The 26,801-nt window shown below is 60.8% G+C and carries 25 protein-coding genes; 22 read left to right on the forward strand and 3 right to left on the reverse strand.

Going from position 1 to position 26,801, the window contains the following annotated elements; genetic code table 11:
• Window positions 1–132: 132 nt before the first annotated feature.
• From PMX72_RS00585 to rpmB, 3 genes are all read right to left on the reverse strand, one after another.
• Window positions 133–897, reverse strand: coding sequence for an aminoglycoside phosphotransferase family protein (locus tag PMX72_RS00585; RefSeq protein WP_271729007.1), 765 nt, complete (start codon window positions 895–897; stop codon window positions 133–135).
• Between the two features lie 88 nt (window positions 898–985).
• Entirely contained in the window at window positions 986–3,634 is a 2,649-nt protein-coding gene (adhE, locus tag PMX72_RS00590; RefSeq protein WP_055250041.1) for a bifunctional acetaldehyde-CoA/alcohol dehydrogenase, read from the reverse strand.
• Window positions 3,635–4,157: 523 nt separating this feature from the next.
• On the reverse strand, window positions 4,158–4,346 hold the full coding sequence (rpmB, locus tag PMX72_RS00595; protein WP_022094725.1) for a 50S ribosomal protein L28: 189 nt from the start codon (window positions 4,344–4,346) through the stop codon (window positions 4,158–4,160).
• A gap of 451 nt (window positions 4,347–4,797) precedes the next feature.
• On the opposite strand from rpmB, the gene pyrR reads away from it, so the two are divergent.
• The 22 genes from pyrR to ybeY all read left to right on the forward strand — a co-directional run bounded on the left by pyrR (window position 4,798) and on the right by ybeY (window position 26,797).
• Complete coding sequence (pyrR, locus tag PMX72_RS00600) at window positions 4,798–5,382, forward strand: bifunctional pyr operon transcriptional regulator/uracil phosphoribosyltransferase PyrR (RefSeq protein ID WP_006236123.1); 585 nt, start codon at window positions 4,798–4,800, stop codon at window positions 5,380–5,382.
• A 4-nt stretch (window positions 5,383–5,386) separates the two neighbouring features.
• Complete coding sequence (locus tag PMX72_RS00605; protein WP_035138537.1) at window positions 5,387–6,331, forward strand: aspartate carbamoyltransferase catalytic subunit; 945 nt, start codon at window positions 5,387–5,389, stop codon at window positions 6,329–6,331.
• A complete protein-coding gene (locus tag PMX72_RS00610) occupies window positions 6,315–7,604 on the forward strand; it encodes a dihydroorotase (RefSeq protein ID WP_117786050.1) in 1,290 nt (429 codons plus the stop codon). Before PMX72_RS00605 ends, PMX72_RS00610 begins: the two co-directional genes overlap by 17 nt.
• Window positions 7,605–7,720: 116 nt before the next feature.
• Window positions 7,721–8,488, forward strand: coding sequence for a dihydroorotate dehydrogenase electron transfer subunit (locus PMX72_RS00615; RefSeq protein ID WP_117786083.1), 768 nt, complete (start codon window positions 7,721–7,723; stop codon window positions 8,486–8,488).
• 14 nt (window positions 8,489–8,502) lie between these two features.
• Window positions 8,503–9,411 carry a dihydroorotate dehydrogenase gene (locus PMX72_RS00620; protein ID WP_199411071.1) on the forward strand — a complete coding sequence of 303 codons (909 nt, stop codon included), beginning with the start codon at window positions 8,503–8,505 and terminating at the stop codon, window positions 9,409–9,411.
• The gene (gene pyrF / locus PMX72_RS00625; RefSeq protein WP_117758526.1) at window positions 9,405–10,121 is read left to right on the forward strand and encodes an orotidine-5'-phosphate decarboxylase; all 717 of its coding nucleotides are present in this window, start codon (window positions 9,405–9,407) and stop codon (window positions 10,119–10,121) included. Before PMX72_RS00620 ends, pyrF begins: the two co-directional genes overlap by 7 nt.
• Window positions 10,122–10,360: 239 nt before the next feature.
• Window positions 10,361–10,669 carry an integration host factor, actinobacterial type gene (gene mihF, locus PMX72_RS00630; RefSeq protein ID WP_006236130.1) on the forward strand — a complete coding sequence of 103 codons (309 nt, stop codon included), beginning with the start codon at window positions 10,361–10,363 and terminating at the stop codon, window positions 10,667–10,669.
• Window positions 10,670–11,239, forward strand: a complete 570-nt coding sequence (gene gmk / locus PMX72_RS00635; RefSeq protein ID WP_117786049.1) for a guanylate kinase — start codon at window positions 10,670–10,672, stop codon at window positions 11,237–11,239. It abuts the gene before it with no gap.
• A 5-nt stretch (window positions 11,240–11,244) separates the two neighbouring features.
• The gene (locus tag PMX72_RS00640; RefSeq protein ID WP_035138532.1) at window positions 11,245–11,526 is read left to right on the forward strand and encodes a DNA-directed RNA polymerase subunit omega; all 282 of its coding nucleotides are present in this window, start codon (window positions 11,245–11,247) and stop codon (window positions 11,524–11,526) included.
• The gene (gene thiI, locus PMX72_RS00645) at window positions 11,527–12,771 is read left to right on the forward strand and encodes a tRNA uracil 4-sulfurtransferase ThiI (protein ID WP_117758525.1); all 1,245 of its coding nucleotides are present in this window, start codon (window positions 11,527–11,529) and stop codon (window positions 12,769–12,771) included.
• Between the two features lie 213 nt (window positions 12,772–12,984).
• Complete coding sequence (locus PMX72_RS00650) at window positions 12,985–13,698, forward strand: helix-hairpin-helix domain-containing protein (protein WP_158565205.1); 714 nt, start codon at window positions 12,985–12,987, stop codon at window positions 13,696–13,698.
• Complete coding sequence (locus PMX72_RS00655) at window positions 13,695–15,992, forward strand: DNA internalization-related competence protein ComEC/Rec2 (protein WP_117786047.1); 2,298 nt, start codon at window positions 13,695–13,697, stop codon at window positions 15,990–15,992. The genes PMX72_RS00650 and PMX72_RS00655 overlap by 4 nt, the downstream gene beginning before the upstream one ends.
• Window positions 15,993–16,076: 84 nt before the next feature.
• Window positions 16,077–17,039 (forward strand): DNA polymerase III subunit delta, encoded by a 963-nt coding sequence (holA, locus tag PMX72_RS00660; RefSeq protein ID WP_271729006.1) that lies wholly within the window; start codon window positions 16,077–16,079, stop codon window positions 17,037–17,039.
• A gap of 133 nt (window positions 17,040–17,172) precedes the next feature.
• Window positions 17,173–17,439, forward strand: a complete 267-nt coding sequence (gene rpsT / locus PMX72_RS00665; protein ID WP_117564276.1) for a 30S ribosomal protein S20 — start codon at window positions 17,173–17,175, stop codon at window positions 17,437–17,439.
• 96 nt (window positions 17,440–17,535) lie between these two features.
• Window positions 17,536–19,347, forward strand: a complete 1,812-nt coding sequence (lepA, locus tag PMX72_RS00670; RefSeq protein WP_271729005.1) for a translation elongation factor 4 — start codon at window positions 17,536–17,538, stop codon at window positions 19,345–19,347.
• A 4-nt stretch (window positions 19,348–19,351) separates the two neighbouring features.
• Window positions 19,352–20,395 (forward strand): tRNA dihydrouridine synthase DusB, encoded by a 1,044-nt coding sequence (gene dusB / locus PMX72_RS00675; protein WP_271729004.1) that lies wholly within the window; start codon window positions 19,352–19,354, stop codon window positions 20,393–20,395.
• A gap of 2 nt (window positions 20,396–20,397) precedes the next feature.
• A complete protein-coding gene (hemW, locus tag PMX72_RS00680) occupies window positions 20,398–21,630 on the forward strand; it encodes a radical SAM family heme chaperone HemW (RefSeq protein ID WP_271729003.1) in 1,233 nt (410 codons plus the stop codon).
• Window positions 21,631–21,688: 58 nt separating this feature from the next.
• The gene (locus tag PMX72_RS00685; protein WP_187362361.1) at window positions 21,689–22,792 is read left to right on the forward strand and encodes a DnaJ domain-containing protein; all 1,104 of its coding nucleotides are present in this window, start codon (window positions 21,689–21,691) and stop codon (window positions 22,790–22,792) included.
• Between the two features lie 81 nt (window positions 22,793–22,873).
• Complete coding sequence (gene dnaJ / locus PMX72_RS00690; protein ID WP_117776231.1) at window positions 22,874–24,022, forward strand: molecular chaperone DnaJ; 1,149 nt, start codon at window positions 22,874–22,876, stop codon at window positions 24,020–24,022.
• A 9-nt stretch (window positions 24,023–24,031) separates the two neighbouring features.
• Window positions 24,032–25,324 carry a MiaB/RimO family radical SAM methylthiotransferase gene (locus PMX72_RS00695; protein WP_117776232.1) on the forward strand — a complete coding sequence of 431 codons (1,293 nt, stop codon included), beginning with the start codon at window positions 24,032–24,034 and terminating at the stop codon, window positions 25,322–25,324.
• Complete coding sequence (locus tag PMX72_RS00700) at window positions 25,305–26,291, forward strand: PhoH family protein (protein ID WP_089573386.1); 987 nt, start codon at window positions 25,305–25,307, stop codon at window positions 26,289–26,291. Before PMX72_RS00695 ends, PMX72_RS00700 begins: the two co-directional genes overlap by 20 nt.
• Window positions 26,288–26,797 (forward strand): rRNA maturation RNase YbeY, encoded by a 510-nt coding sequence (ybeY, locus tag PMX72_RS00705; protein WP_117654802.1) that lies wholly within the window; start codon window positions 26,288–26,290, stop codon window positions 26,795–26,797. Before PMX72_RS00700 ends, ybeY begins: the two co-directional genes overlap by 4 nt.
• Window positions 26,798–26,801: the final 4 nt, after the last annotated feature.

The following is a 26,801-nucleotide window of genomic DNA, read 5'->3' on the forward strand; positions in this document are numbered from 1 at the left end:
CTCTCTTAGGAAGAGATGCGGAGCAGTCTATTTTGTTGCGTGAATAAACTCGATGGGTAAAGGAAAACCCCACAGCCCATATGAGCTGCGGGGTTTTCTTGTGCCTCCGATGCGAAATAAATCGCTCAGATATTACTGATAATCGACGACGTCGATCCAGTTCTTCAGGAACTCATCGTTCACGTTGCGCTTACGAGCGAGCTCGGAAGCAGCGACGATGCTCGTCCACTGACGCACGACCTGCATGGGCATGTCGGCGCGGTCGCAGTAGAGCTCCAGGTAGGCCTCGGCCTGGTCCTTGCTGTTGAGGGCAAAGAGCAGGTAGGTGGTGGCAACGTCGGCAGCAGGGGAGCCCTGGGTGGCATGTGCCCAGTCGCAGACGTAAAGCTGGCCGTCGTCTCCGACGATGACGTTGGAGGGGTTGAAGTCGCCGTGGCAGACCTTGAACTCCTTGGTCATGCCGTCCAGACGCTCCTGAAGGTTGTAGCGCGTGGTGGCATTGAGCTGATCAAGGCTGTCGATCATGCGGGCAAACTTGTCGCGCTGACGGTTGAGCAGCGGGGAGGTGTAGCCGTGGATCTCGACCTGGAGGTCGACGAACATCTCGAGGTACTCACCAAAGCGCTGGGGCTCGGCAGTCATCTTCTCGGCAAGGGTGGTGCCCGGAACCTTCTCGGTCACGAGCGCCCAGCCGTTGGCGTTCTCGAGCTGGGAAACCTCGAGAGCCTTGGGGCTGCGGATGCCGCACTCATTGATGCGGGCAAGATTCAAAGCCTCGTTGAACACGTCGGAGACAGGCTTGGTCTCGTTAAAGACCTTGACGATCTTGTCGCCCAGGTCGTAAACGACCTTGTTGCCACGGCGGACGAGCTCGGTCTTGGAATCGGGTAGCAGCATGGTTGCATCCTTTCAACGATGCGATAGAAGCGACGGCGGGGGTGTGTGAAACACCCGTGCACCCCCGTCGTTAAAAACCGTGCTAAAACTAGCAGACGGCGTAGTCCTGAGGCTCGCGGCCGTAGTAGGCGTCCAGGTAGAGCTCCTTGATCTCGCTCATGAGCGGGTAGCGCGGGTTGGCGCCGGTGCACTGGTCGTTGAATGCCTGCTCGGTCATCTCGTCGAGGGTGTCGAGGAAGTACTGCTCGTCAACACCGTAGTCGGCGATGGTCTTCTTGACACCGATGAAGTCCTTGAGTTCCTCGAGCTTCGTGATGAAGTTCTCGAAGACCTCCTTGTCGTCCTTGCCCTCGATGCCGCAGTACTTGGCCATCTCGGCGTAGTTGTGCAGCGCGTTGGGGTAAGGATACTGGGAGAAGGTACCCATCTTGACGGGAGCCTCAGCGGCGTTGTAGCGCATGACGCGGGTCAGGATGACAGCGTTTGCGAGGCCGTGGGGCAGGTGATGGAAAGCGCCGAGCTTGTGGGCCATGGAGTGGTTGAGGCCCAGGAAGGCGTTGGCGAAGGCCATACCGGCCATGCAGGAGGCGTTGTGCATCTCCTCGCGGGCGTGCGGGTCCTTGGCGCCGTTCGTGAAGCTGGAGGGCAGGTTCTCGAAGACGAGCTTGGCAGCGCGCTCGGAGAGGCCCTTGGTGTAGTCGGAAGCCATGATGGAGACGTAGGACTCGATGGCGTGGGTCATGACGTCGATGCCGGAGGCAGCGGTCAGGCCGCGCGGGGCGGTCATGCAGTTGTCGGCGTCGACGATAGCCATGTTGGGGAGCAGCGCGTAGTCGGCGAGCGGCCACTTGATGCCGGTCTCCTTGTCGGTGATGATGGCGAACGGCGTGCACTCGGAGCCGGTACCCGAAGAGGTCGGGACGGCGACGAAGTAGGCCTTCTTGCCCATCTCGGGGAAAGTGAAGATACGCTTGCGGATGTCCATGAAGTCCATGGCCATGTCCTCAAACTTGCACTCGGGGTGCTCGTACATCATCCACATGATCTTGCCGGCGTCCATAGCGGAGCCACCGCCGACGGCGATGATGACGTCCGGCTCAAAGAGAGCCATCTGCTTGGCGCCGCGACGTGCGCACTGCAGCGACGGATCGGGCTCGACGTCGTAGAAGCAGTCGTGGGCGATGCCCATCTCGTCGAGCTTGGCCTCGATGGCGCGGGTGTTGCCATTCTTGAAGAGGAACTGGTCGGTGACGATGAAGGCACGCTTCTTGCCCATGACGGTACCGAGCTCGTCGAGGGCGACGGGCGTGGAACCCTTCTTGAAGTAGACCTTCTCGGGAGCGCGGAACCACAGCATGTTCTCACGGCGCTCGGCCACAGTCTTAACGTTGATCAAGTGCTTCACCCCAACGTTCTCGGAGACGGAGTTGCCGCCCCAGGAGCCGCAGCCCAGGGTCAGAGACGGCTTCATGCCAAAGTTGTACAGGTCACCGATGCCGCCGTGCGAGGACGGGGTATTGATGACGATACGGCAGGCCTTCATGACGTGCTCGAACAGGCTGATCTTCTCGGCCTGGGCGGGGTGCACGTACAGAGAGGCGGTGTGGCCCGGGCCACCGGCGAGCACCAGGTGCTCGGCCTTGTCGACGGCCTCCTGGAAGTCCTTGGCGTGGTACATGGCCAGGACCGGGGAGAGCTTCTCGTGGGAGAACTCCTCCTTGGCGGGGTCGGTGGAGGTGACCTCGGCGATCAGGATCTTGGTCTTGGCGGGAACCTCGATGCCTGCGAGCTCGGCGATCTTGGCGGCAGCCATGCCGGGGATGCGGTGGTCGAGAGCGCCGTTCTTGAACATGGCGGCACGCAGTGCCTCCATCTCGGCACCCTGCTTGACGAAGTAGCAGCCGCGCTTCTGGAACTCGGCCTTAACCTGGTCATAGATGGTGTCGATGACGGTCACGGACTGCTCGGAAGCGCAGATCATGCCGTTGTCGAAGGTCTTGGAGTGGATGATGGAGTTGACGGCGAGCAGCACGTCGGCGGTGTCGTCGATGACGACCGGGGTGTTACCGGCGCCAACGCCCAGGGCGGGCTTGCCCGAGGAGTAGGCGGCCTTGACCATGCCCGGGCCACCGGTGGCGAGGATGATGTCGACGTCGCGCATGACCATGTTGGTCAGCTCGATGGAGGGGACATCGACCCAGCCGATGATACCCTCGGGGGCGCCGGCCTTGACGGCGGCGTCAAGCACGAGCTTGGCGGCGGCGATGGTGCACTTGGCGGCAGCCGGGTGCGGGGAGATGATGATGGCGTTGCGGGTCTTCAGGCTGATCAGCGTCTTGAAGATCGCAGTGGAGGTGGGGTTGGTCGTCGGGATGACGGCGCCCACGATACCGATGGGCTCGGCGATCTTGGTGATGCCATAAGCCTCGTCGCGCTCCAGGACACCACAGGTCTTGGTGTTCTTGTAAGCGTTGTAGATGTACTCTGCGGCGTAGTGGTTCTTGATGACCTTGTCCTCAAGAACGCCGCGGCCGGTCTCCTCGATGGCCATCTTCGCCAACGGGATACGAGCCTTGTTGGCGGCCATGGCGGCCTCATAGAAGATCTTGTCGACCTGCTCCTGCGTGTACGTAGCAAAAAGCGCCTGGGCCTCTCGCATCTGAGCGAGCTTAGCCTCAAGCGCCTCTACGTTGTCCACAATTGCGGGAGTAGTGTTTTCCGGTGACTTTTTCACCATTTGTGTCTCCTTGCGATCGGAGATTTACCCTACGTCTAGCATGATAGCAAGAAATAATTCGGTAAACGGTAAGATTCCCGTAAAAGGCACACTAAAACGCTTCAATTAACTGAAACGCTTCAACTATAACTTTTAACTTCCCGTTTGCCGCATCGCCCCACTCATTGGGGACAGACTTATATGAGTATTTCAATGGGAAAACGGGGAGAACGGGGCACCTGTTTGACAATCGCTATTCGCGGGTCGCGGTCGAGTCGGACACGCAGGCGGTCCAGTTGCTCGATTATATCCATCTCAATCCTGTGAAAGGCGCGCTCGACTCGCTCGATGCGTACCGCTGGTCAAGCTTCAAGGCATATCAGCTGGGCTATGATTCCTTTGACATCTGTAAACACTCATGTAAGTCTGTCCCCAATGAGTGCAAAAAGGCGCCCTCCGTGGGGGAGGACGCCTTTGGTAAGTTCTATATGAACGCGAGGTCTTTGACCCGGAGAGTCCGAGGTACTTGTTGGTAAGACCTTATTTAGGAGCGCGCAACCTTGCCGGACTTGAGGCAGGTGGAGCAAACGTTCATCTTGCGACGGTGACCATCGACGACGACGTAAACGCGCTGGATGTTGGGGCGGAACTTACGGTTGGTGACGCGGTGAGAGTGGCTGATGGAGCGACCGGCAACGGGGTGCTTACCGCAAACTTCGCAAACTTTGGACATAACTGACCCTCCTTGGGCGACAAACGAACATGTCGCGTTAACAAACAAGCCTGAACTATAGCACAGAAGCAGCTCCCTGTGCGTAATCTACACAGAGATATTCCTCTTTTGGCGATAGTGCTCACGCCACGGCCCTGGACGTAGATCCGATTTGCGTGCAGCAGAGGGGATTATGCCAGCTCGTGCGTGCGTTTTCAAGCTCGTCCCACAAATATATATAGGTTTATGGAGCGCCTGCGCCCGTTTACGGATTGTTCTGTATTTATGCTCGCAATTAAGCTCGAGGTTGGCTACACTATCCCTTGACCATTAAAGGGGTACGAGATACCCACATGGAATTACATAGCTGCCAAAGAGCAGCCCTTCCTGTGGGTGTCTGGTCCGCTTTAAGCGGTCGGGCATCTATTTTTTTGACTGTGTCAGCAGTCAAGACATGTGAGGAAGGAGATCGATGGGCACGACTTCCCCCAAGGCGGTCATCATGGACGAGACCGCCGTCAATCGAGCGATGACCCGCATCGCGCACGAGATTCTCGAGCGCAACGAGGGCTGTGAAGACCTCGCTCTGGTCGGCATCGTCACGCGCGGCGACCTTCTGGCAAAGAAGCTCGCCGAGGAGATCAAGGAGATCGAGGGCGTCGACGTTCCGCTCGGCAGCCTGGACATCAGCTTCTACCGCGATGACTATGCGACCAATTTCGCTCCCGCGATCCACGCTACCAACATTCCCTTCAGCGTCGACGGCAAGCGCGTCGTGCTGGTGGACGACATCCTGTATACGGGCCGTACTATCCGCGCCGCTCTGGATGCCGTCATGGACCTGGGCCGTCCGAGCCGCATCGAGCTGGCAGTTCTCGTTGACCGCGGTCACCGTGAGCTCCCCATCTCGCCGGACTTTGTCGGCAAGAACGTTCCCTCGTCGCATGAGGAGAACGTGCACCTGTATATGAAGGAAGTCGACGGCCACACCGCCGTCGAGATTAACGACGTCGCGCCGGGTTCCCACGTGGGCTCCGCGCCGCTGGGAGGTGAGTAGTACCGTGGCGTTCAACCATAAGCACCTGATCGACATTACCGAGTACTCCGAAGAGGACATCAAGCTCATCCTCGAGACCGCCAAGGCGTTCTCCGAGGTCAATGAGCGTGCGATCAAGAAGGTCCCCACGCTCAAGGGCAAGACCATCGTCAACATGTTCAACGAGCCTTCGACGCGCACCCGCAGCTCCTTCGAGCTCGCCGAGAAGCGTCTTTCGGCTGACAGCCTCAACTTTGGCGGCTCCTCGACCTCCACGGTCAAGGGCGAGAGCCTCGTCGACACCGTCGAGACCCTCAACGCCTACAAGATTGATTGCATCGTCGTTCGCGATAAGCACGCCGGTGCTCCCTACATCGTCACGCAGAACTCGCCCGCGAGCGTCATCTGCGCCGGCGACGGCAAGCACAACCATCCCACGCAGGCCCTGCTCGACCTGTACACCATCTGGGAGCACAAGGGCGACTTCCACGGTCTTAAGGTCGCCGTCGTCGGCGATATCGCGCACTCCCGCGTCTGCGGCTCGCTGATCCCCGCCCTTAAGATCATGGGCTGCGAGACCTACGCCGTCGCCCCCGGCACGCTGCTGCCGCCGGCGCCCGAGGTCCTGGGCTGCGACCACGTGACGAGCGACCTCGATTCGGTACTCCCCGAGCTGGACGTCGTCTACATGCTGCGCGTGCAGCAGGAGCGCCTCGAGGGCGCTCCGTTCCCGACCATTCGTGAGTACCACAAGCTCTTCGGCCTGACCAAGGACCGCGAGAAGCTCATGAAGCCCGACGCGATCATCTGTCACCCGGGCCCCATCAACCGCGGCGTCGAGTTCGACTCCTATATGGCCGACCACCCGCAACGCTCCGTCATCCTGGAGCAGGTCTACGCCGGTATCTGCGTGCGTATGGCTATCCTGTATCTGCTGCTTGGAGGTGCCGATAATGGCCTTGCTTCTTAAGAATGCCCACGTCGTCGACCCGTCCGTCGAGCTTGACGGTGTCGTTGACGTCCTGATTGACGGCGATAAGATCGCCGAGGTCGGCGAGAATCTCGCCGTCGAGGGAGCCGAGGTCCGCGACCTTTCCGGCAAATATCTCGTCCCCGGCCTGGTGGATATGCACGTTCACCTTCGCGAGCCCGGCTACGAGGTCAAAGAGGACATCGAGAGCGGCACCCGTGCAGCTGCCAAGGGCGGCTTTACCGGCGTGTGCGCCATGCCCAACACCGATCCCGTCACCGATAACGGCACCGTCGTGGAGTTCGTCAAGTCCCGCGCTGCCGAGGTCGGCCACTGCCGCGTCTATCCGTCGGGAGCCATGACCCGCGGTCTTAAGGGCGAGGCCATGTCCGAGATGGGCGATATGGTCGCCCACGGCGCCGTCGCCTTCACTGACGACGGTCGTGGCGTGCAGGGCGCGGGCATGCTCCGTCGCTGCATGGACTACGGCAAGATGTTCGGCAAGGTCTTTATGAGCCACTGCCAGGACGAGGACCTGGTCGGCCACGGCCAGATCAACGAGGGCAAGGTTTCGACCCGTCTGGCTCTCGAGGGCTGGCCGGCTGCCGGCGAGGAGCTCCAGATCGCCCGCGACATCGAGATCGCCAAGCTGACCGGCGCCAAACTGCACATCCAGCACATCTCCACCGCCCATGGCCTGGAGCTCGTGCGTGCCGGCAAGGCCGCTGGCGTTCAGGTTACCTGCGAGGCCACGCCGCATCACATGTTCCTGACCGAGAACGACCTGGACGAAACCTACAACACTTCTCTCAAGGTCAACCCGCCGCTGCGTACCGAAGCGGACGCCGAGGCCATCCGCCAGGGCGTCATCGACGGTACCGTCGACGCTATCGTCACCGATCACGCTCCCCACACTCCGTGGGAGAAGGCCCGCGAGTTTGAGCTTGCGCCCTTCGGCATGATCGGCCTCGAGACCTCACTGTCGCTCGTGCTCACCGAGTTGGTCAACACGGGCAAGATGAGCATGGGTCGCATGGTCGAGCTCATGGCCATCAAGCCGCGTGAGATCCTGGGCCTCGACCAGGTTCAGGTCAAGGCGGGCTCCGTTGCCGACCTGACCGTGTTCGACGCGTCCGCAACCTGGACGGTTGGCGAGGACGGTTACGAGTCGCGCGCCGAGAACTCCGGTTTTGCCGGCCGCACGCTTACCGGTCGTGCCACCGATGTGTTTGTCGGCGGCAAGCAGACGCTTGCCGACGGCTGCATCTGCTAGCATAGCCTTATCGCTTTTGTGCGCGGCGCCCTTGCGGTGCCGCGCTTTCTGTTCGCCTGAACCATGCAACCGCATGGGGGATTGGAGCGTCTATGCCCACACCTTCCACTGCACGCATGCACGACTTCGAGGTCGTCTCGAACCAGGAGATCGCCGACGGCATCTTCTCGCTCGTAATCTCGGCCCCCAAGCTTGCAAGTGCGCTCAAGCCCGGTCAGTTTGTGAACATCGCCGTGCCCGGCGATGCCTCTTCGCTGCTTCGCGTGCCTCTGAGCTTCTATCGCGCCGACGCCCAGGCCGGCACCGTCGAGCTGTGGTACGCAGTCGTGGGCGACGACACCCGCCGTCTGTCGCAGATGGCCCCCGGTTCCACTTCTAACCTGCTGGGCCCTGGCGGCCGCGGCTGGCTTGTTCCCGAGGGCACCAGGAAGGCGCTGCTCGTGGCAGGCGGCATCGGCGTTCCGCCCGTGCTCTGCCTCGCTGGCATGCTTGCCGAGCAGGGCGTGGATGTCGACGTGTGCTTGGGCTTTGGCACCGCTTCCAAGGCCGTGGGTGTCGATGAGTTCCGCGCGCTGGGCGCCACGGTTAACGTATGCACCGACGATGGCACGCTGGGCACGCACGGTTTTTGCACCGAACCGGCAGCCGAGCTGCTCGGCGAGGGCGGCTACGACTACGTGGCCAGCTGCGGCCCTGCCGTCATGATGAAGAAGGTCGCCGCCGCTGCCGCTGAGGCCGGTGTGTACTGCGAGGTGTCGCTCGAGCGCATGATGAGCTGCGGCTTTGGCGCCTGCAACACCTGCAACGTCGAGACGGTCGACGGTATGAAGGGCGCCTGCATGTGCGGCCCCGTGTTCGATGCTTCCAAGGTGGTGGTCTTCTAGTGGGTACCGTGAATATGGCCGTCGATTTCGGCGGCGTCAAGATGCAGAACCCCATCAACACCGCAGCCGGTACCTTTGGCTACGGTTGGCAGTTCCAGAACTTCTTTGATGTCTCCCAGCTGGGTGCCATCACCACCAAGGGCTGCGCTGCCGAGCCCTGGCCCGGCAACCCCGCGCCCCGCATGGCCGAGATCCCGGGCGGCATGATCAACTCCGTGGGCCTTCAGAACCCTGGCGTGGCCGCCTTTGCCCGTGAGTCCGGTCCGTGGCTCGAACAGCTGTCCAAGGACGGCTGCCAGGTCATCTGTCAGGTCGCCGGCCATTCCGTTGACGAGTTTGTCCGCGCGCTCGAGATGTATGTCGAGCTGTGCCCCTGGGCTGCCGGCTATGAGATCAACGTGAGCTGCCCCAATATCGCCGCCGGCGGTGCCGCCATGGGCTCCTCGCCCGAGGGCGCCTCTGCCGTTATGGCTGCTTGCCGTAAGGTGACCGATAAGCCGCTGTTCGTCAAGATGGCTCCGGTCAACGTCGCCGAGATCGCCAAAGCCCTCGAGGCCGCAGGCGCCGACGGCCTTTCGGTCATCAATTCCATCCAGGGCATGGCCATTGACGTGCACACCCGCAAGTCCCGCGTTGCCAAACCCAAGGGCGGCCTTTCGGGTCCACTGTGCCACCACATCGCCGTTCGCATGGTCTGGGAGGTCGCTCAGGCCGTCGATATCCCCATCAACGGTGTCGGCGGCGTCATGACGGGCGAGGATGCGGCCGAGTTTATCCTGGCTGGCGCTACCTGCGTGTCGGTCGGCATGGCCAACTTCGTCGATCCGTGCGCCTCGCTCAAGATCGCGCACGAGCTCGAGGCCTGGGCGGAGTCCCAGGGCGTGAAGGACATCAACGAGCTGGTAGGTGCTTTCGAATGCTAGAGACCGATGCCCGCGACCGCGTTATCGTCGCCCTCGACTGCGACCGTGAGCGTGCGCTCGAGCTCGCCCACGAGCTTTCTGGTCATGCCGCTTGGCTCAAGGTCGGCATGACGCTCTATTACGCTGAGGGCCCCGAGATCGTCAAGACGTTCAAGGACCTGGGCTTTAAGGTCTTCCTCGACCTCAAGTTCCATGACATTCCGCATCAGGTGCGCGGTGCCGCCCGTTCGGCCTCGCTTGCCGGTGCCGACCTGCTCTCGGTCCACGGTTTGGGTTCGGGCGCCATGCTCGCCGCGTGCCGTGAGGGTGCCGAGGAGGCGCGCGAGGACCGCGCCAAGCTCGTCGCCATTACCGTGCTCACGAGTATGAACCAGGATGCGCTGGCCGAGATCGGCGTCGAGTCGCCCGTGGCCGAGGAGGCCGCCCGCTTGGCAAAGCTTGCTCAGGCCAACGGCATCGATGGCATCGTGTGCTCACCGATGGAGGCTCATGACATGCGTGAGCTGCTGGGTCCTGATGCCCTGATCGTGACTCCGGGTGTGCGTCCGGTGGGTGCCGCCCTTGGTGACCAGTCCCGCGTGGCGACGCCTTCCCAGGCTATCGAGCGTGGCGCAAGCCACATTGTGGTGGGCCGTCCCATCACCGGTGCCGACGATCCGGTTGCCGCCTTTGACGCCATCGTCGCCGAGCTGGTAGAAAACGTCGCGTAAAAGATTCCCCTAAGTCACCACTTTTGGGTCTCATTAGCACAAAATAGCCCCTGTGCCTGCGTAAACTTTCCCATCCTTTGTGTGGAATCGCAGGTCAGGGGCTTAACTTTGGGCGCAGTATATTGCACTTTTTGCGGGTATCGTCTAACCTATGGAGCCGCGATTAGGCATTTTGTACGTTCTACGTGCTAAAATGCCAATTATTGAATCAGATATAACCCAACTATTTGGAGGTACGAATGGCACTCCCTCAGCTTACCGACGAGCAGCGCAAGCAGGCTCTTGAGAAGGCTGCTGCCGCACGTCACGCCCGCGCTGAGCTTCGCGAGCAGATCAAGAAGGGCGAGAAGTCCCTCGAGTCCGTGCTCAACTCCGATGACCCCATCGCTTCCCGCATGAAGGTTTCCACCCTCATCGAGTCTCTCCCCGGTTATGGCAAGGCCAAGGCCGCCAAGATCATGGAGGAGCTCGGTATCTCCGCTACTCGTCGCGTCCAGGGCCTCGGCGTCCGTCAGCGCGAGCAGCTCCTCGAGCAGCTGACCAAATAAGTGAGCGCTCAGGATTCCAAGCTCTTTGTGATTTCTGGACCGTCAGGCGCAGGCAAGGGTACGCTCGTCGCTCGTGTGCGCGAGCGCCGCTCGAACCTGGGTCTGACGGTTTCGGCTACCACGCGAGCACCACGCAAAGGTGAGGTCGACGGCGTCAACTACTTTTTTCTGACGCGCGAGGAGTTCGACCGCCGCGTGGCAAACGGTGAGTTTGTTGAGTGGGCCAAGGTCCACGGTAACTGCTACGGCACGTTGGTGAGCGAGGTCACATCCAAGCTTGCCTCGGGCTCGTCTCTGATTTTGGAGATCGATGTCCAGGGCGCCCTGCAGGTGAAGGAGCGTTTCCCCGAGGCCGTGCTGATCTTTATCAAGCCGCCTTCGCTTGAGGTGCTCCGCGAGCGTCTAGTCGGTCGCGGTACCGAGACGCCCGAGACGATTGAGCTGCGTATGGCAAACGCCGCCGATGAGCTTGCCCTTGCCGACCGCTACGACGACGTCGTGGTGAATGACGATCTCGACCGCGCGACCGATGAGCTCGTTCGCGTTCTCGATATGCATGAAAGGATCTGAGGTCCGTGTCCGTTGTAAAGCCTTGCATTGACGATCTTCTGGAGAAGACCGATCACAACCGCTTCCTGCTCGCTTCGCTTGCCTCTAAGCGCGCCTGCGACATCAATAGCATGCTGCGTGGCCAGCACAACCGCGTGCTTGCCGTCCAGGATGTCGATGACATCACCATCGGGCTTTCCGGTGCCGATACCATCTCGATGGCTATGGACGAGATTGTCGACGGTGACATCTCTTACGACGAGGCCCGTTACGAGAAGGCGCTCGGCCACAAGGTTGCTGAAGCCTAAATGGCGGCTCGCGTCTGCCTGGTCCACTATCACGAGGTTGGACTGAAGGGCAAGAACCGCGCACATTTTGAGCATATCCTCATGGATAACATCAAGGCGGCCTTGGCCGCCTTTTCCGTGAACGCCGTGTCTCGAATTTCCGGTTATATCCTCGTGACCTTTAACGAACATCAGGCCGACGAGGCGGCGCGTGTCATTCGCACCGTTCCCGGCGTTGCCCGTGTGTCTTTGGCGTATCACACCAACCGCGACCCGCAGGAGTACTGCGCCGCCGCCGTGAAGGCGCTGCGCGAGTTTGGTTCCTTCGATTCGTTTAAGGTGCACGCCAAGCGCTCCAATACTGACTATGAGCTCACCTCGATCGATATCAATCGTCAGGTGGGCGAGGTACTGTGTGAGGCCTTCCCCGATAAAAAGGTTCAAATGCACGACCCCGATGCAATGGTGCACGTACTGGTGGTCCAGGGTAGCGTTTACGTGTACGCACGCTCCGAGCGCGGCGTGGGCGGTCTGCCGGTGGGTTCTGCCGGCAAGGTCGTGACGCTGCTGTCCTCGGGTATCGATTCTCCGGTGGCGACCTGGATGCTCGCGCGCCGCGGCGCGGTTTGCGTGCCGGTACATTTCTCCGGTCGTCCGCAGACGCCCGATACGAGTGAGTATTTGGTGCAGGATATCATCCGTGCGCTTGAGCCGGGTGTCCAGATCGGCCGCCTGTACGTGGTGCCGTTTGGCGACTGCCAGCGTGAGATTTCGGTCACCTGCCCCAGCAACCTGCGTGTGATCATGTATCGTCGCATTATGTATTCGGTTGCCGAGCGCATTGCGCACATCGAGGGCGCCAAGGCCATCGTTACGGGCGAATCGCTTGGGCAGGTTGCCTCCCAAACGCTTGAGAACATCATGGCCGTCAACGAGGCCGTGAAGATCCCCGTGTTCCGTCCTCTCATCGGTTCGGACAAGCAGGAGATCATCGCGCGTGCTGAGGAGATCGGTACGTTCGATATCTCGACTGAGGCCGCTCCCGACTGCTGCACGCTGTTTATGCCGCGCCGACCCGAGACGCACGCTAAACTCGATGCCGTGCATGAGGCCTGGGAGTTGTTCGATCATGAGGAGATGATCGAGCGCCTGCTCAAGCAGACCGAGTACATCGACTTCGAGAGCAACACGTATAAGGCCCCTAAGACCTTAAAACGCAAACATTCGGAGCTTGCTCCGCGTGAGATTTACCAAGATTACGAGTAAATTTGTGCATAGACCGACGATGCGCCTGCATCGTCGGTCTTTTGCTATCTGGGCATTTTGCGGCTAAGTGTTCATTTGCTGACGTGTGCCTGAATAAATGGACAGATTTGTGCAAGGTTTTGGTCAGCTTTTGTTTTGACCTCGAAAACCGGTTTTGGGGCGTGGCTGTTGCGGAGCTCCTTTCCTGACACGATGATGTTGGGAGGTTTTGCTATGGCGCAGCGCGAACAACACGAACGAGTCAAAAAGATGGACCGCTGGGCGGGCAAACTGCTCGGTCATAAGGCAGTGGTGATGGCGATACTGGTCGTCATTGCGATGGCGAGTGGACTGGCAATGGCGAACTTTGGCGGCGGTGCCGGCGGTGTGTCGTTTGAGCGCACTGATGGTTCGGGCACGTTAGTGGAGCCGGGATCCGGCGATGCTTCGAGTGGAAAGACATCTGAAGGCTCTTCGCCTAAGGCGTCTGCCGCGGCAGAGGTCTATGTCGATGTTGATGGCGCCGTGGTGTCACCCGGTGTATATCGCCTCAAAGACGGGGCGCGGGTGGCTCAGGCGATTGATGCCGCCGGCGGGCTGGCGCCCGAAGCAGACGTTACGGGGCTTAATCGTGCATCTAAGGTCGTCGATGGACAGAAGATTCACGTTCCAACGGTAGGGGAGCAGCAGGCGTCCATTGCGGAAGCTGGTGTTGATGGTGGGACTTCCGCATCATCAGGCGTCGGTGGCGCAACAGGCCTAGTAAACATTAATACGGCAAGCTCGGCAGAGCTGCAGACGCTCTCGGGAATCGGTCCCTCAATGGCACAGTCGATTATCGATGAGCGGACAAAGAACGGTGCTTTTGCTTCGGTTGACGATCTGATGCGCGTGTCGGGAATCGGCGAAAAGAAGCTTGCCAAAATCAAAGATTGCATCTGCGTATGAGTGCGACCGAGCGAGAGCACGTGATGCCTCCGCGGCCCCTGATTCCGTGGACGATGGCCCTGTGTGCCGGCATGTGCGTGAGCTGCGCCTTGGTGCTCAGCATAGCCGCTGATGCGCTGCTGAGGGAGCAGGCGACGGCGGTCGGGCCGCTATGGGCCATTCCCGTTGCGGCAGCGGTTTTCGTTGTGCTGGCTCACTCTTGTGCGCGGCTTGCCCCTTTGAAGCGGTGGCTGTATGCCGCGTCCGCCGGTCTCGTGGCGGGAGCGGTCGTCTCGGCGTGGTGGGCTGTGGGTGCGCTCAGCGCCTCGAAGGCGCTCGACGGTCGAGCGGCAAGCGGCCTCGAGTTTGTCGTGCAGGGTGATCCATCCATAAACGACGACGTGTATTCCTATACCTGCGAGGCACGCGCGGACGGTAAGAACTTGGCAACGGTTCGCCTATCGTGTGATCGTGAGCTCAAGGTCGGGGCGCACGTGCGTGTTATCGGTCGCGTTTCGCGTTTTGAGAACGACGCATATGGACGATCGCGCGTGCTCCGAGGCGAGGTGCGCAAGGTTAAAGCCGTTCGGATTTTATCGGTCGATGAGGGTTCTCCGGGGCCGCTGCTTCGGCTGCGAAATGGGCTGCTTGCGTCCATCGCGCCTGCGACCGACCCGGCGCGTGCGCTCATAGCCGGTGTCGTCTGCGGTCGTTCGGCCAGGCTGCGCGCCCAGCCGGCGGGCGACTGGTTTTCTGTGACGGGAACGGCACATCTTATCGCCGTCTCGGGCAGCCATTTGGCTATCGTGGGGTTTGTAATCGAGGGTGTATTGCAAAAGACTCGGTGCTCACGTGGTCTTCAGCGGGCGATATTGGCGATAACGCTTGTGGGCTATGCTGCCTTTACGGGCGCGTCTCCCTCGGCCGTGCGTGCGTGCTGCATGGTGTTCGTGACGCTTGTCGTAAACGGCGCGGGGCGTCGTCGGCACGGCCTTTCGGCACTCTTCGTAACCATGTCCATCTTTGTGCTGCTGCGGCCGACGGTGCTGTTCGAGATGGGCTTTCAACTCTCGTGTGCCAGCGTCTTAGCCATTCTGTGCTTTTGTCCCTATGCGACCTACGCTTTGGGTGAGCTAGGTGTGCCATCAGGCGTTGCCAGCGTGCTTTCCGTCACGCTGTGCTCACAACTGGCGACACTTCCCATTACCATTCCTGCCTTCGGTACGTTCTCGCTCATTGCTCCGCTGGCAAATGCGGTCATCGGTCCGGTGGTGAGCGCACTGCTCGCTGTGTCGATCGTGCTGGCTCCCTTTTCGCTCGTGGGACCGTTGCGGACTTGGGCGCTCGTTGTGCCCATGATTGCCGCCCGTTGCGCGCTGTTCTTCGAGCAGCTGTTTGCCGCCGTGCCGGGTGCATACGTGAGCGTGCCGCCCGATAGCATGTGGATTTACCTAGTGCCGTGTTTTCTGGCGGTTCTGCTGGTCTGGTGGCCGCGTCCCCGTGCACGTCCTATGGCGGTGGGGCTTGCATGCCTGATGCTCTTGGCTGCGATTCCGTACGTCTATTGGGATCGATTCGCTCCGCCTTCGGTGACGGTTCTCGATGTGGGCCAGGCCGATGCGATTCTTATCCGCCAAGGCGGCGCAGTAGCTCTCGTCGACTGCGGGCTCGACGAGCGTGTGGTTGCGGCGTTGGTTCGCAATAACGTGCACCATATCGATGCCGTTTTTGTGACGCATTGGGATGAGGACCACTGGGGTGGTTTGCCTGCCGTGCTCGAACAGTTTTCGGTCGGAACGATTGCCGTGGCGGCGGATGCGCTGGAGGATGCTCCTGCCGAGGTATTGAACCGACCTGGCGTGGAGTATCGGCAGGTGCGCCGTGGGGATACGGTCGACATCGGCTCATTTTGCGCCCGCGTGATGTGGCCATTCGAGTCCGTGGATGGCGAGGGAAATGAGGACTCGCTTGTCCTGCTGCTCTCTTATGTTCAGGAAGGTAAGGGCCTGCGAATACTTCTCACCGGTGATGCCGAGCTCGACCAAGAACGGGAATTCGTGCAGGAGGTGGGGGATATCGATGTGCTTAAACTTGGGCATCACGGCTCCAAGGTTTCAGTCGATGGTGAGTTGCTGGACGTCCTGAAGCCCGAGCTTTCCCTCGCAAGCGCTGGTGAGGGGAATCGATACGGCCATCCGTCCGATGCCTGCATCGATGCCGTTAAGGAAGCGGGTGGTGTGTTCGCGTGTACCATCGAACACGGCGACATTACCGTCACACCGACTGCGAATGGCTTTGTGATGCGATGCCAGTGACCGTGACGACGTCGTTGGCGTGTGGTGGGCCCCTGGGCTAAAATGGCACGGAACGAATACGAAGGCCTGTGGGAGGGGAGCGCAATGTCCGAAACCGGTTTGCTGCCGGCATATCTGATCGTCGGTACCGACGGAGTTAAGCGCGACCACGCCGTCTCGCGTATGAAAGCGCGTCTGGAAAAATCGGGTATGGTCGAGTTCAACCTCGACGAGCGAGACATGACCAAGGACCCCGATATCGAGTCCATTATCGGATCGCTTAACACCTTTCCGATGGGCAGCGAGTTTCGTCTGGTAATCCTCGATGGCTGCTCAAAGCTCGCCAAGGCGGTCTCGGAGCCGCTCGTTGGGTATCTGGCGAGTCCCAGCCCAACAACGGTCTGCCTCATCATCGCCGACTCACTTGCCAAGAATACGCGCCTGTATAAGGCAATCGCCAAGATCGACAAGAAGGCTATCGTCGATTGCTCGGGTACCAAGCGCTGGGAACTGCCGCGCCGTGTTCAGCAGATGGCGACGCAGCGCGGTAAGTCGATTTCGACGGCGGCCGCCGAGGAGCTCGTCTCGCGTTCGGGCGAAAACACGCGCATGCTCGATAACGACTTGGCTAAGCTTGCCCAGATGGTCGAGGCGCCCCAGATTGAACTTGCCGACGTTGAGCGCTGGATTGTACGTACGGCCGAGGTTCAACCCTGGGACTTTCTCAATGCGGTCTCGGCCCGTGACATGCGACGCTCGCTCGAGCTCTTCAATCTACTGCCCGCCAAGAGCTACGTGTGGACTTACACATTGCTGTGCGGCCGCATCCGCGAGCTTATCGTTGCCAAGGCGCTCGATGCGCGCGGACAGGGTCGTGAGCTGGCCGCAACACTTAAGCTCCAGTCCTGGCAGGTCAAGAATCACCTGACCTGGGCACGTCGCTTTTCGATGGCAGAGCTCGTTGCCGCGCTCGAGAGCGCGGTCGATGTGGAGCTCGCGCTGAAGGGTTCGGCCGATTCTCAGACCGCGCTTTTGCTCTGGATTACGAACATCTTGAGAAAATCGTGATGATACCTGCCTATTTGACAAATTCGTTCTATCCCTTTGAGGGGGGGCGTGCTATAGTAGGCGCTTGCGTGACCTCACCGTGTCTCAGAGGTGTCATACATTTTTTGCAAGGAACTCGAAAGGAACTCCAGAAGTGGCAAACATCAAGTCTCAGAAGAAGCGTATCCGCACCAATGAGGCAGCTCGCATGCGTAACAAGGCTGTCAAGTCCGAGCTCAAGACGCTGACCAAGCACGTCCAGTCCGCCGTCGCCGAGGGCGACGTCGAGAAGGCCCAGGCTGCCCTCAAGACCGTCACCAAGCGTCTCGACATGGCTGCCGCCAAGCATGTTATCCACAAGAACCAGGCTTCCAACCGCAAGTCCGGTCTTGCCAAGCTCGTGAACAGCATCAACGCCTAAGTTGTAAATTTCACACCACACAGATGACGCGCATAAATGGAGCCTGTTTTATGGAACAGGCTCCATTTTTTGTACCGCTCGGGTAAGATAGTCCGCATGAATACTTCAATTGACATTTCCCACATCCGCAACTTCTCAATCGTTGCGCACATCGACCATGGCAAGTCCACGATCAGCGATCGCATCCTCGAGCTCACCCATACCGTCGACGAACGCGACATGGAGTCGCAGCTGCTCGACACCATGGATATCGAGCGCGAGCGCGGCATCACGATCAAGTCCAATGCCGTTCGCGTGTCCTATGACGCCGACGATGGCGAGACGTATCAGTTCAATCTGATCGATACGCCGGGCCACGTTGACTTTACCTATGAGGTCTCGCGCTCGCTGGCAGCCTGTGAGGGCGCGGTGCTCGTTGTCGACGCCACGCAGGGCGTCGAGGCGCAGACTGTCTCCAACGCGACGCTCGCCATGAACGCCAATCTGGACATTGTGCCGGCCATCAACAAGATCGACCTGCCCTCTGCCCATCCCGATGAGGTTAAGACCGAGATCGAGGATGACCTGGCGATTCCCGCCGATGATGCCGTGTGTGTCTCGGGCAAGACCGGCGAGGGCATCCATGATCTGCTGGAGTCCATTGTCTTTTTGATCTCTCCGCCCAAGGGCGATGCGAACGCGCCGCTCAAGGCACTCATTCTGGATTCGTACTTCGACGAGTATCGTGGCGTCGTCGCCACGGTGCGCGTCTTTGACGGCTCCATCAAAAAGGGCGATACCCTGCGCATGATGCAGGCAGAGGGCGACTTTTTGGTCGACGGCGTGGGTGTCAAGCGTCCTGCCGAGACCCCGGTTGACGCGCTGACGGTTGGCGAGGTCGGCTATGTGGTCACGGGCCTGAAGGACCCCGAGGCCGTTCGCGTGGGCGACACCCTTACCTGGGCGTCGAACCCCTGCCCCGAGCCGCTTCCGGGTTACCGCGAGGCCAAGCCCATGGTCTATACGGGCCTGTTCCCAATCGATAACAAGGACTACGAGAACCTGCGTGACGCGCTCGATAAGCTGCACGTTAACGACCCATCGTTGGTGTGGGAGCCCGAGACCTCGGTGGCGCTCGGCTTTGGCTTCCGCGTGGGCTTCTTGGGCCTGCTACACATGGAAGTCGTCAAGGAACGCCTGGAGCGCGAATTCAACCTGGACCTCATTGCCACGAGCCCCTCGGTCGACTATCACGTCTACAAGACCGACGGCGAGATGATCGATGTCCGCAGTCCGCAGGACCTTCCCGAGGCCACCCGCATCGATCGTATTGAGGAACCCTACCTCAAGGCAAAGATCATCTGCCCGCCTGAGTACACGGGTGCCGTCATGCAGCTCGCCATCGAGCACCGCGGCGTCACGACCGACATGATCCACCTGACGAGCAAATCGGTCGAGATGCGCTTTGATATGCCGCTCGCCGAGCTCATCTTGGACTTCTTCGATCAGCTCAAGAGCCGCACCAAGGGTTACGCCTCGCTCGACTATGAGCTCAACGAATATCGCCCCTCTGAGCTCGTCAAGCTCGACATCCTGCTTTCGGGCGACGAGGTGGACGCGCTTTCGTTTATCGTCCATAAGGACAAGGCATATGGCCTGGCCCGTGGCCTGTGCGACAAGCTCAAGGAGATCATCCCGCGTCAGCTGTTCGAGGTGCCCATCCAGGGTGCTATCGGCAACAAGATCATCGCCCGTTCCACCGTCAAGGCCCGTCGCAAGGACGTTCTTGCTAAGTGCTACGGCGGCGATATCTCGCGTAAGCGCAAGCTGCTCGAGAAGCAGAAAGAGGGCAAGAAGCGTATGAAGGCCATCGGATCGGTCGAGGTCCCGCAGGAGGCCTTTATGGCGATCCTCAAGGTGGACGAGTAGGTCTATGGCTCTTTCCGAATATAGTCTGCGGCTGCTGGGCGCCTATGCCGAGCAGCCGTTCCTTATGGCTCCCATGGCGGGCGTGACCGACCCTGCCTATCGCATCATGTGTCGCCGCCGCGGTGCCAACCTTGCCTACAGCGAGATGGTGAGCGTGGCAGGCCTTGCCTATGCCAGTAATAAGACGTGGCGCCTGGTGCTACCGGCCGACGAGGAGCAGCAGATTTGCGTGCAGCTCTTTGGCTCCAAGCCCGATCAGTTTGCGAGCGCCGTCGCCGCCGTCGAGGAGCGCGTTGGCGATCGCCTGTCGCTCATCGATATCAATATGGCATGTCCCGCCCGCAAGGTCGTTACCAAGGGCGAGGGCTCGGCGCTCATGCGCACGCCCGACCTGGCCGAGAAGATCGTCGAGGCCACGGTTGGCGCGGCGCACGTGCCCGTGACCGTCAAGATTCGCAAGGGCTTTTATGCCGAGGACCGCAATGCCACGACATTTGCCCAGATGCTTGAGAGTGCAGGGGCTGCCGCAGTCGCCGTGCATGGTCGTTGCGCCACGCAGCTCTACACGGGCCAGGCCGATTGGTCGGTCGTCGATGAGGTCGCAGATGCCGTTGAGATTCCCGTGATCGGTTCGGGTGATGTGTTCACCGCCGAGGATGCCGCGGTGCATCTGCGAAACTCGGGTGCCAGCGCGGTGTTTATCGCGCGCGGCATCTACGGGAACCCGTGGGTGTTTGGCGATGCTCGCGCTCTTGCGCTCGATGGCACACCGGTGCCGGCGCGCAGCTCTGTCGAGCGCCTGGACGCCCTGCGTGAGCACCTAACGCTGACGCATGAGCTCCTGCCGCTCATGTCGCGTGCCCGTACGTACGCAAGCTGGTACTTAAAAGGCATGCCCCATGCCGCCGCTTGGCGTGCCCATGTGGTGCGCTGCTCCACGTATGAGGAGTTTATGGCGCTGGTCGATGAGATCGAGCATGATGTGGTGGCCTGCGAGGCTGCCCTTGCCGCCGGCGAATCGGTGCCCCCTCATCCGCTGGAGGCTTAAGGGTGGCCGTTACCGCGCTGTACGTGCACGTGCCGTTCTGTGCCCAAAAGTGCCGCTACTGCGACTTCGACTCGCGCAGCTTTGCTTCGTGTGATTTGGATGCCGCGCTCGATTCCTATTTTGAGCAGTTGTTCGCGCGTCTCGATGCTTTTGGCAAGGCTGGGGCCCTCGACCAGATCCGCACCGTCTATGTTGGCGGCGGCACGCCGTCGCTGGCGGGGGAGCGCCTGGTGGAGCTGGCGCGGCGTATTCGTGCGTGGTGCTCCCCCGTTGAGTTTACCTGCGAGGCCAATCCCGAGTCGCTGACCGCCGAGCTTGCTACTGCGCTTGCCAAGGTTGGTGTCACACGCGTTTCTCTGGGCGTGCAAACGCTCGATAACACCGAACTTACCGCCATCGGCCGCATTCACGATGCCGATCGGGCGCTCGCCGCCATCGCGACGGTCAAGGACGCTGGGCTTGACGTGTCGTGCGACCTTATGTGCGGACTTCCCGGGCAGACCGCAGCGAGTTGGAAGCGTACGCTCGAGGGCGTGCTGGCGGCGGTTCCGCATCATGTGTCGGTTTACCCGCTCACGCTCGAGGTGGGGACGCCCCTCTATCGCATGGCGTGCCGTGACGAGTCGCTCGAGCCCGACGAGGATTTTCAGGCCGCCTGCATGGACGTGGCGCGCGAGCTCCTGGGTGCCGCCGGCTATCACCCGTATGAGGTGGCGAGCTACGCGCTCGACGGCCATGAATGCGCCCATAACATTGCCTACTGGACCGGACGGGGCTACCTGGGCCTGGGCCGTTCTGCCGCCGGTATGCTTGATACTGGGGATTTCGACCGTCTTGCAGGTTTGTTCCCCGGCGTGTCTGCTCGAGGCGACGCGTACCGTGTGCGTTTGGTTCAGCGCGACGATGACGCGACGTCGTTTGAGGCCGAATACCTGTCGCAGCGAGAGGCTGCGGCCGAAGACCTGATGCTCGCTTGTCGCATGACGCGCGGTATTGCGTCCGACCTGTTGGTTCGCGCGGCTCGTGTCATCCCGGCCGATGAGCTGACAGCCGCTTGTGATCGCGCACTCGAATTGGGTCTTGCCACTTGGGTGCCCGAGACGCTCGGGGTCCATGAGGGACCCTTTACTTCGGCAGATGTCGTCGCGGGCCATGTTCGAGCTCGTTTAGCACCGACACACTTGGGCTGGCTCGATGGAAATGTTCTGTTCGAGCTGTTTTGGGATCTAGCTTAGGCCGCTCGGGTAGAATTACCGGAATATATACGCTGCTGTGAGCAGGAGGTTGCCGCGCATGGCGACGATGAACGAAAAAGATTACTACGAGATTCTAGGTGTCTCCAAGGACGCCACCTCGCGTGATATTCAAAAGGCCTTCCAGCAAAAGGCCCGTAAGCTCCATCCGGACGTCAACAAAGAGCCGGATGCCGAGGAAAAGTTTAAAGAGGTTTCCGAGGCCTACGCCGTGCTTTCGGATGAGCAAAAACGTGCGCGCTACGATGCCATGCGTTCTGGCAATCCCTTTGCCGGTGCCCCTACGGCTTCGCCCTATGGTGGCGGCTATGCCGGCAACACGGGCTATGGCAATCCCTTTGAGGGCGGCTTTCCTTTTGGCGGTGCCTGGGGCCAGCAGCGTCGCGGCCAGGCTGCCTACAATCCCGAGAACGGCGCCAACGTGGTCGTCGATATCAAACTGGACGCCAAGGAGGCCAAGGACGGTGCCCGCAAGACCGTCCGCTATACGCGCTTCGATACCTGTGGTCACTGCGGCGGCTCGGGTTCTGTCTCCTCCGAGCATGCCCATACCTGCCCGAGCTGCGGTGGCCGCGGGCACATCGACGTCGACTTGTCCTTCCTGTTTGGTGCGGGCACGTTCCAGTCGGTCTGCCCCGAGTGCGGCGGTTCCGGTAAGGTCGTGGCCGACCCCTGCCCCGATTGCGGTGGCAGCGGTCGTACTCGCGTAACCTCCGAGCAGACGATTGAGTTTCCTGCCGGCACGCACGATGGCGACGAGGTCCGCATTAGCGGCATGGGTCACGCCGGCACTAACGGTGCCGCTGGCGGTGATCTAGTCGGCCGTGCCCATGTCGAGTCCGAGCGCTTGGAAGGCAAAGCTCGTACCGGTTTTTACCTGATGGGCATCGTGGCGCCGTTTTTGGTACTCTCGGCCATCTCGGGCGTGTTCTCGGCCTTTGCCGTGATGTGCTTTATTCCGTTTACCATGGGCCTGTTCATGGTGCTTTCGGACGGCGTGCTTCATCGCAGCCTGCTGTGGTGGAAGCGCGGTGCGATGCAGTTTGCCAACGGTTTTGCCAATGGCTTCATGTTCGCGCTCGTGTCGGTTTGGTTCGCGAGCTGCTCGCAACGGGCCATGCTTTCGCCTTACGGAATGCAATAACATCAAACCCTCTGTTTGCGGTCGGCCCAGCTTGGGTATAGGACGCACTGTGACAATAATGAAAGTCGGAAGGATTCGGTCGTGTCGGAAAATAGGGATTACTACGAGGTACTTGGCGTCGACAAGGATGCCGACGCGCGGACGATTAAGCGCGCGTTTCTAAAGAAGGCCCGTACCGTACACCCGGACGTTTCGGACGACCCCGAGGCCGAGGCCAAGTTCAAGGAGCTCAACGAGGCCTATTCCGTTCTTTCCGATGAGCAGAAGCGTGCTAACTACGACCGTTACGGCACTGCCGACGGCCCTGGTGGTTCGGGCTACGTCGATATCAACGATATCTTTGGTGGTATGGGCATGGACGACTTGTTCTCGTCGTTTTTTGGCGGCGGTGCCGGCGGTGGCGCCCGCAGCCGTCGCGAGCGTCGTCGCGGTCGTGACATGGCCATCTCGCTTTCGGTGACGCTCGAGGAGGCGGCGCTCGGCTGCAAAAAGACAATCAGCTATGACCGCCTTGCTCCTTGCGAGGACTGCAATGGCACCGGTAGGGCAGAGGGCGCACAGGAAAAGCAGTGCGGCCGCTGCCACGGCACGGGCTATGTCACGACGGTTCAGCGATCGTTTTTGGGCCAGGTTCAGTCTTCCTCGCCTTGCCCCGACTGCCATGGCGAGGGCACGGTTATCGACCATCCCTGCGAGACCTGCGATGGTCAGGGCCGCACGCCTTCGCATGAAAAGATTGACATCGATATTCCCGCCGGCGTTTCGACCGGTCGACAGCTGCGTGTGAGCGGCTTTGGCGAGGCCGGTCTTCGCGGCGAGCCTTCGGGCGACTTGATTGTCAACGTGCGCGTTGCCGACCATGAGCGCTTTAAGCGCAACGGTGACGACCTGTACCTGGTGAGCGATATCTCGATTGCGCAGGCTGCGCTCGGCTGCGAGATCGAGGTCGAGGGCATTATGCCCGACGAGGTCGTTAAGGTGTGCGTCCCCGCCGGCGCCCAGTACGGCGACACCGTGAGCGTCAATAATTACGGCATGCCGCGCATTGGCGGTGGCGGTTCGCGTGGCCGCTTGATCGTGCAACTGCGCGTGGTCGTTCCCACCAATCTTTCCAATAAGCAGCGCGAGCTGCTCCGTGCTTTTGCCGATGAGATGGGCGATGACGTCGCTTCCGGTAAGAAGTCGGTGACCGACCGTATCAAGAGTGCCCTCGACGATATCCTCGATTAAGGAGCCCGCGTGCTCGCACCCCATATTTCCGTCGTCAACCTCGGCTGCCGTGTCAACCGGGTTGAGTCTGACCGTATCACTGCCGATCTTATGCGCCTGGGTTTTGCTATGGTGGAGCCCCAGGATGCCGACCTGATCGTCATTAACACCTGTGCCGTTACGGGCGAGGCCGAGGCCAAGACCCGTAAGGCCGTTCGTCATGCGCTGGCCTATCCGGGCGAGCCTTACGTGGTCGTAACCGGCTGCGTCGTCAACCTGCATCCCGAGGAGCTGCTGGAGCTCTCCGATCGCGTGATCGCCGAGCCGTCCAAGATTGACGTCGCCGAGCGCGTCTGCGAGGTGCTGGGTGTTGAATCCGATAGCGTGCCCGCCTGTAGCGATGGCGACGTGGTCGATGCGCTCGGTCGCTCTCGCCTGGGCGTGAAGATTCAGGACGGCTGCAACCATCGCTGCACCTATTGCATTGTGTGGAAGGCACGCGGCCCCGAGCGCTCCGTGCCCGTCGAGTCCGTGCTCGAGCAAGTTCGCGAGGCCCAGGAGGCCGGCGTGCCCGAGGTGGTGCTGACCGGTGTGAACCTGGGTGCCTACGATGGCAAGAGCGCGACCGACGAGCATGTCGAAATCGATGAGCTGCTCGAGGCCATCATGGAGCGCACGTCTATTCCGCATGTGCGCATTTCCTCGGTCGAGCCCATGGATATCTCTGAGCGCCTGCTTAAGGTTATGGCGCGCTATCCGCAGCGTATCGCCCCGTTTTTGCACCTGCCCGTGCAGTCCGGCTGCACGGCGACCTTGCATCGCATGGGCCGTCCCTATAGCGCCGAGGCGTTTGAGGATACGGTGCGCATGATTCGCGCCAACTTGCCTCAGGCGTCCCTTTCGTGCGACGTCATCGTCGGTTTTCCCGGTGAGACGGATGAGGAGTTCGAGGAGTCGCTGGCGCTATGCCGTCGCGTGGGCTTTTCGCGCATGCATGTGTTCCGCTACAGTAAGCGTCCCGGCACACTTGCCGCCGATATGCCCGACCAGGTACCGCCAGAGGTTATGGCTGAGCGCAGCCGCCGTATGCGGGCCGCGGCGCAGGAACTCGCCATCGCCGATGTTCGTCGTCGCGTGGGAACCGTTGAGCGCGCCGTGCTCGAGTATGGTGACAACCTGACGCTCGGCTCGTTCCATCATGCCCGTCTTGACGATACCTGTGGACTTACAGCCCCGTGCCTGCTCGATGTTGCTATCATCGAAGTCGATGATTCCGGCTTGGTCCATGCGCGCAGGGAGGTTCATGGAAGCCTCGAAGATTAGACTTACCGTTCCCGAGGGGATTGATCCCTCGCGCGTTTTGGGCGCCGGCGACGGCGTCCTTCGTGCGCTCGAGAGCTTGGTTCGCGCCCACGTGGTCGCCCGTGGCGACAGTATCGCCGTGAGCGGTGACCCGGATGAGGTCGAGCTCGTGGTGCGCTTTTTTGAGCATGCTTTTCGCGAGGCGGCTGCCGGACGCACGCTGTCTGCCGACGATGTCTCGCGTTGCTTGGCTGTCCTGCGCGATGGAGAGCATGATGCCTCGTCGCTGCGCGATGACGTGCTGCTGTCGTATCGCGGCCGCGTTATTCGTCCCAAGACGCTCGGCCAAAAACGCTATGTTGACGCCATCCGCTCGCATACCATCACGTTTGGCCTGGGTCCCGCCGGTACCGGTAAGACCTATCTGGCCATGGCGCTCGCCGTTGCCGCGCTCAAGCGTCACGAGGTGGGTCGCCTAATCTTGACGCGCCCGGTTGTCGAGGCGGGGGAGAACCTGGGCTTTTTGCCCGGTACCCTCGAGGAAAAGATCGATCCGTACATGCGCCCGCTCTACGACGCCCTTTTTGACATGATGGATCGCGAGCGCACCGATGAGCTTATGGAACGTGGCGTGATCGAGATCGCCCCGCTCGCCTACATGCGCGGCCGTACGCTGAGCGATGCGTTCGTGGTGCTCGATGAGGCACAAAACACGACACCCGAGCAGATGAAGATGTTCCTGACGCGCCTGGGCTTCAACTCCAAGTTCGTGATTACCGGCGACTTGAGTCAGCGCGACCTGGTGGGTCGTCGTGGCGGCTTGGCGGATGTCGAGAAGATTTTGGGCCGTGTCGACGATGTGGCATTTTCTCACCTCGAGCGTGCCGACGTGGTGCGTCATGCCCTGGTGGGTCGTATCGTCGAGGCATATGATGCTTATGATGACGTGCGTGAGCAGCGTTCGCGCGACCGAAAGGAGTCCCGTTGAGTGTATTGATCAGCAACGATGCCGAGCTCGATACGCTGCTCGACGCGCAAGAGGTGGAGCACATCTGCGAGGTCGTGCTTGCCGCCGAGGGCGTTGAGCGTGAAGTTGAGATTTCCCTTTCGTATGTCGACGAGGACGAGATGCACGAGCTCAACCACGAGTGGCGCGGTATCGACCGCACCACCGATGTGCTCTCGTTTGAGTGCGATTCGGCCTTTGACGATGACATTCCCGCCGATGAGACGCTCGAGCTCGGCGATATTATCTTGGCCCCGCAGGTTATTGCCCGTCAGGCCCCCGGTTTTGGCAATAGTCCCGCTGATGAGTGCCGTCTGATGCTCGTACACGGAATGCTGCACCTGCTGGGCTATGACCACATCGAGGACGATGAGGCCGAGGTCATGGAGGCCCGCGAGGACGCCATCCTGCGCGATCTGGCGCTCGAGCGCGGCGAGGACCCCAAGCTAGTCCACGTCGGCCCCATCACCAACCATGCCCACGACTAGGAGC

This window comes from Collinsella aerofaciens, from assembly GCF_028207065.1.
GTDB classification, from domain to species: domain Bacteria; phylum Actinomycetota; class Coriobacteriia; order Coriobacteriales; family Coriobacteriaceae; genus Collinsella; species Collinsella aerofaciens_AR.

What these genes read in the sequence shown, in the direction of transcription:
- PMX72_RS00585 (WP_271729007.1), bottom strand. Translation starts at nt 897, where the DNA reads ATGCTGCTACCCGATTCCAAGACCGAGCTCGTCCGCCGTGGCAACAAG.
- adhE (WP_055250041.1), bottom strand. Translation starts at nt 3,634, where the DNA reads ATGGTGAAAAAGTCACCGGAAAACACTACTCCCGCAATTGTGGACAAC.
- rpmB (WP_022094725.1), bottom strand. Translation starts at nt 4,346, where the DNA reads ATGTCCAAAGTTTGCGAAGTTTGCGGTAAGCACCCCGTTGCCGGTCGC.
- pyrR (WP_006236123.1), top strand. Translation starts at nt 4,798, where the DNA reads ATGGGCACGACTTCCCCCAAGGCGGTCATCATGGACGAGACCGCCGTC.
- PMX72_RS00610 (WP_117786050.1), top strand. Translation starts at nt 6,315, where the DNA reads ATGGCCTTGCTTCTTAAGAATGCCCACGTCGTCGACCCGTCCGTCGAG.
- PMX72_RS00615 (WP_117786083.1), top strand. Translation starts at nt 7,721, where the DNA reads ATGCACGACTTCGAGGTCGTCTCGAACCAGGAGATCGCCGACGGCATC.
- PMX72_RS00620 (WP_199411071.1), top strand. Translation starts at nt 8,503, where the DNA reads ATGGCCGTCGATTTCGGCGGCGTCAAGATGCAGAACCCCATCAACACC.
- pyrF (WP_117758526.1), top strand. Translation starts at nt 9,405, where the DNA reads ATGCTAGAGACCGATGCCCGCGACCGCGTTATCGTCGCCCTCGACTGC.
- mihF (WP_006236130.1), top strand. Translation starts at nt 10,361, where the DNA reads ATGGCACTCCCTCAGCTTACCGACGAGCAGCGCAAGCAGGCTCTTGAG.
- thiI (WP_117758525.1), top strand. Translation starts at nt 11,527, where the DNA reads ATGGCGGCTCGCGTCTGCCTGGTCCACTATCACGAGGTTGGACTGAAG.
- PMX72_RS00650 (WP_158565205.1), top strand. Translation starts at nt 12,985, where the DNA reads ATGGCGCAGCGCGAACAACACGAACGAGTCAAAAAGATGGACCGCTGG.
- PMX72_RS00655 (WP_117786047.1), top strand. Translation starts at nt 13,695, where the DNA reads ATGAGTGCGACCGAGCGAGAGCACGTGATGCCTCCGCGGCCCCTGATT.
- holA (WP_271729006.1), top strand. Translation starts at nt 16,077, where the DNA reads ATGTCCGAAACCGGTTTGCTGCCGGCATATCTGATCGTCGGTACCGAC.
- lepA (WP_271729005.1), top strand. Translation starts at nt 17,536, where the DNA reads ATGAATACTTCAATTGACATTTCCCACATCCGCAACTTCTCAATCGTT.
- dusB (WP_271729004.1), top strand. Translation starts at nt 19,352, where the DNA reads ATGGCTCTTTCCGAATATAGTCTGCGGCTGCTGGGCGCCTATGCCGAG.
- PMX72_RS00685 (WP_187362361.1), top strand. Translation starts at nt 21,689, where the DNA reads ATGGCGACGATGAACGAAAAAGATTACTACGAGATTCTAGGTGTCTCC.
- PMX72_RS00700 (WP_089573386.1), top strand. Translation starts at nt 25,305, where the DNA reads ATGGAAGCCTCGAAGATTAGACTTACCGTTCCCGAGGGGATTGATCCC.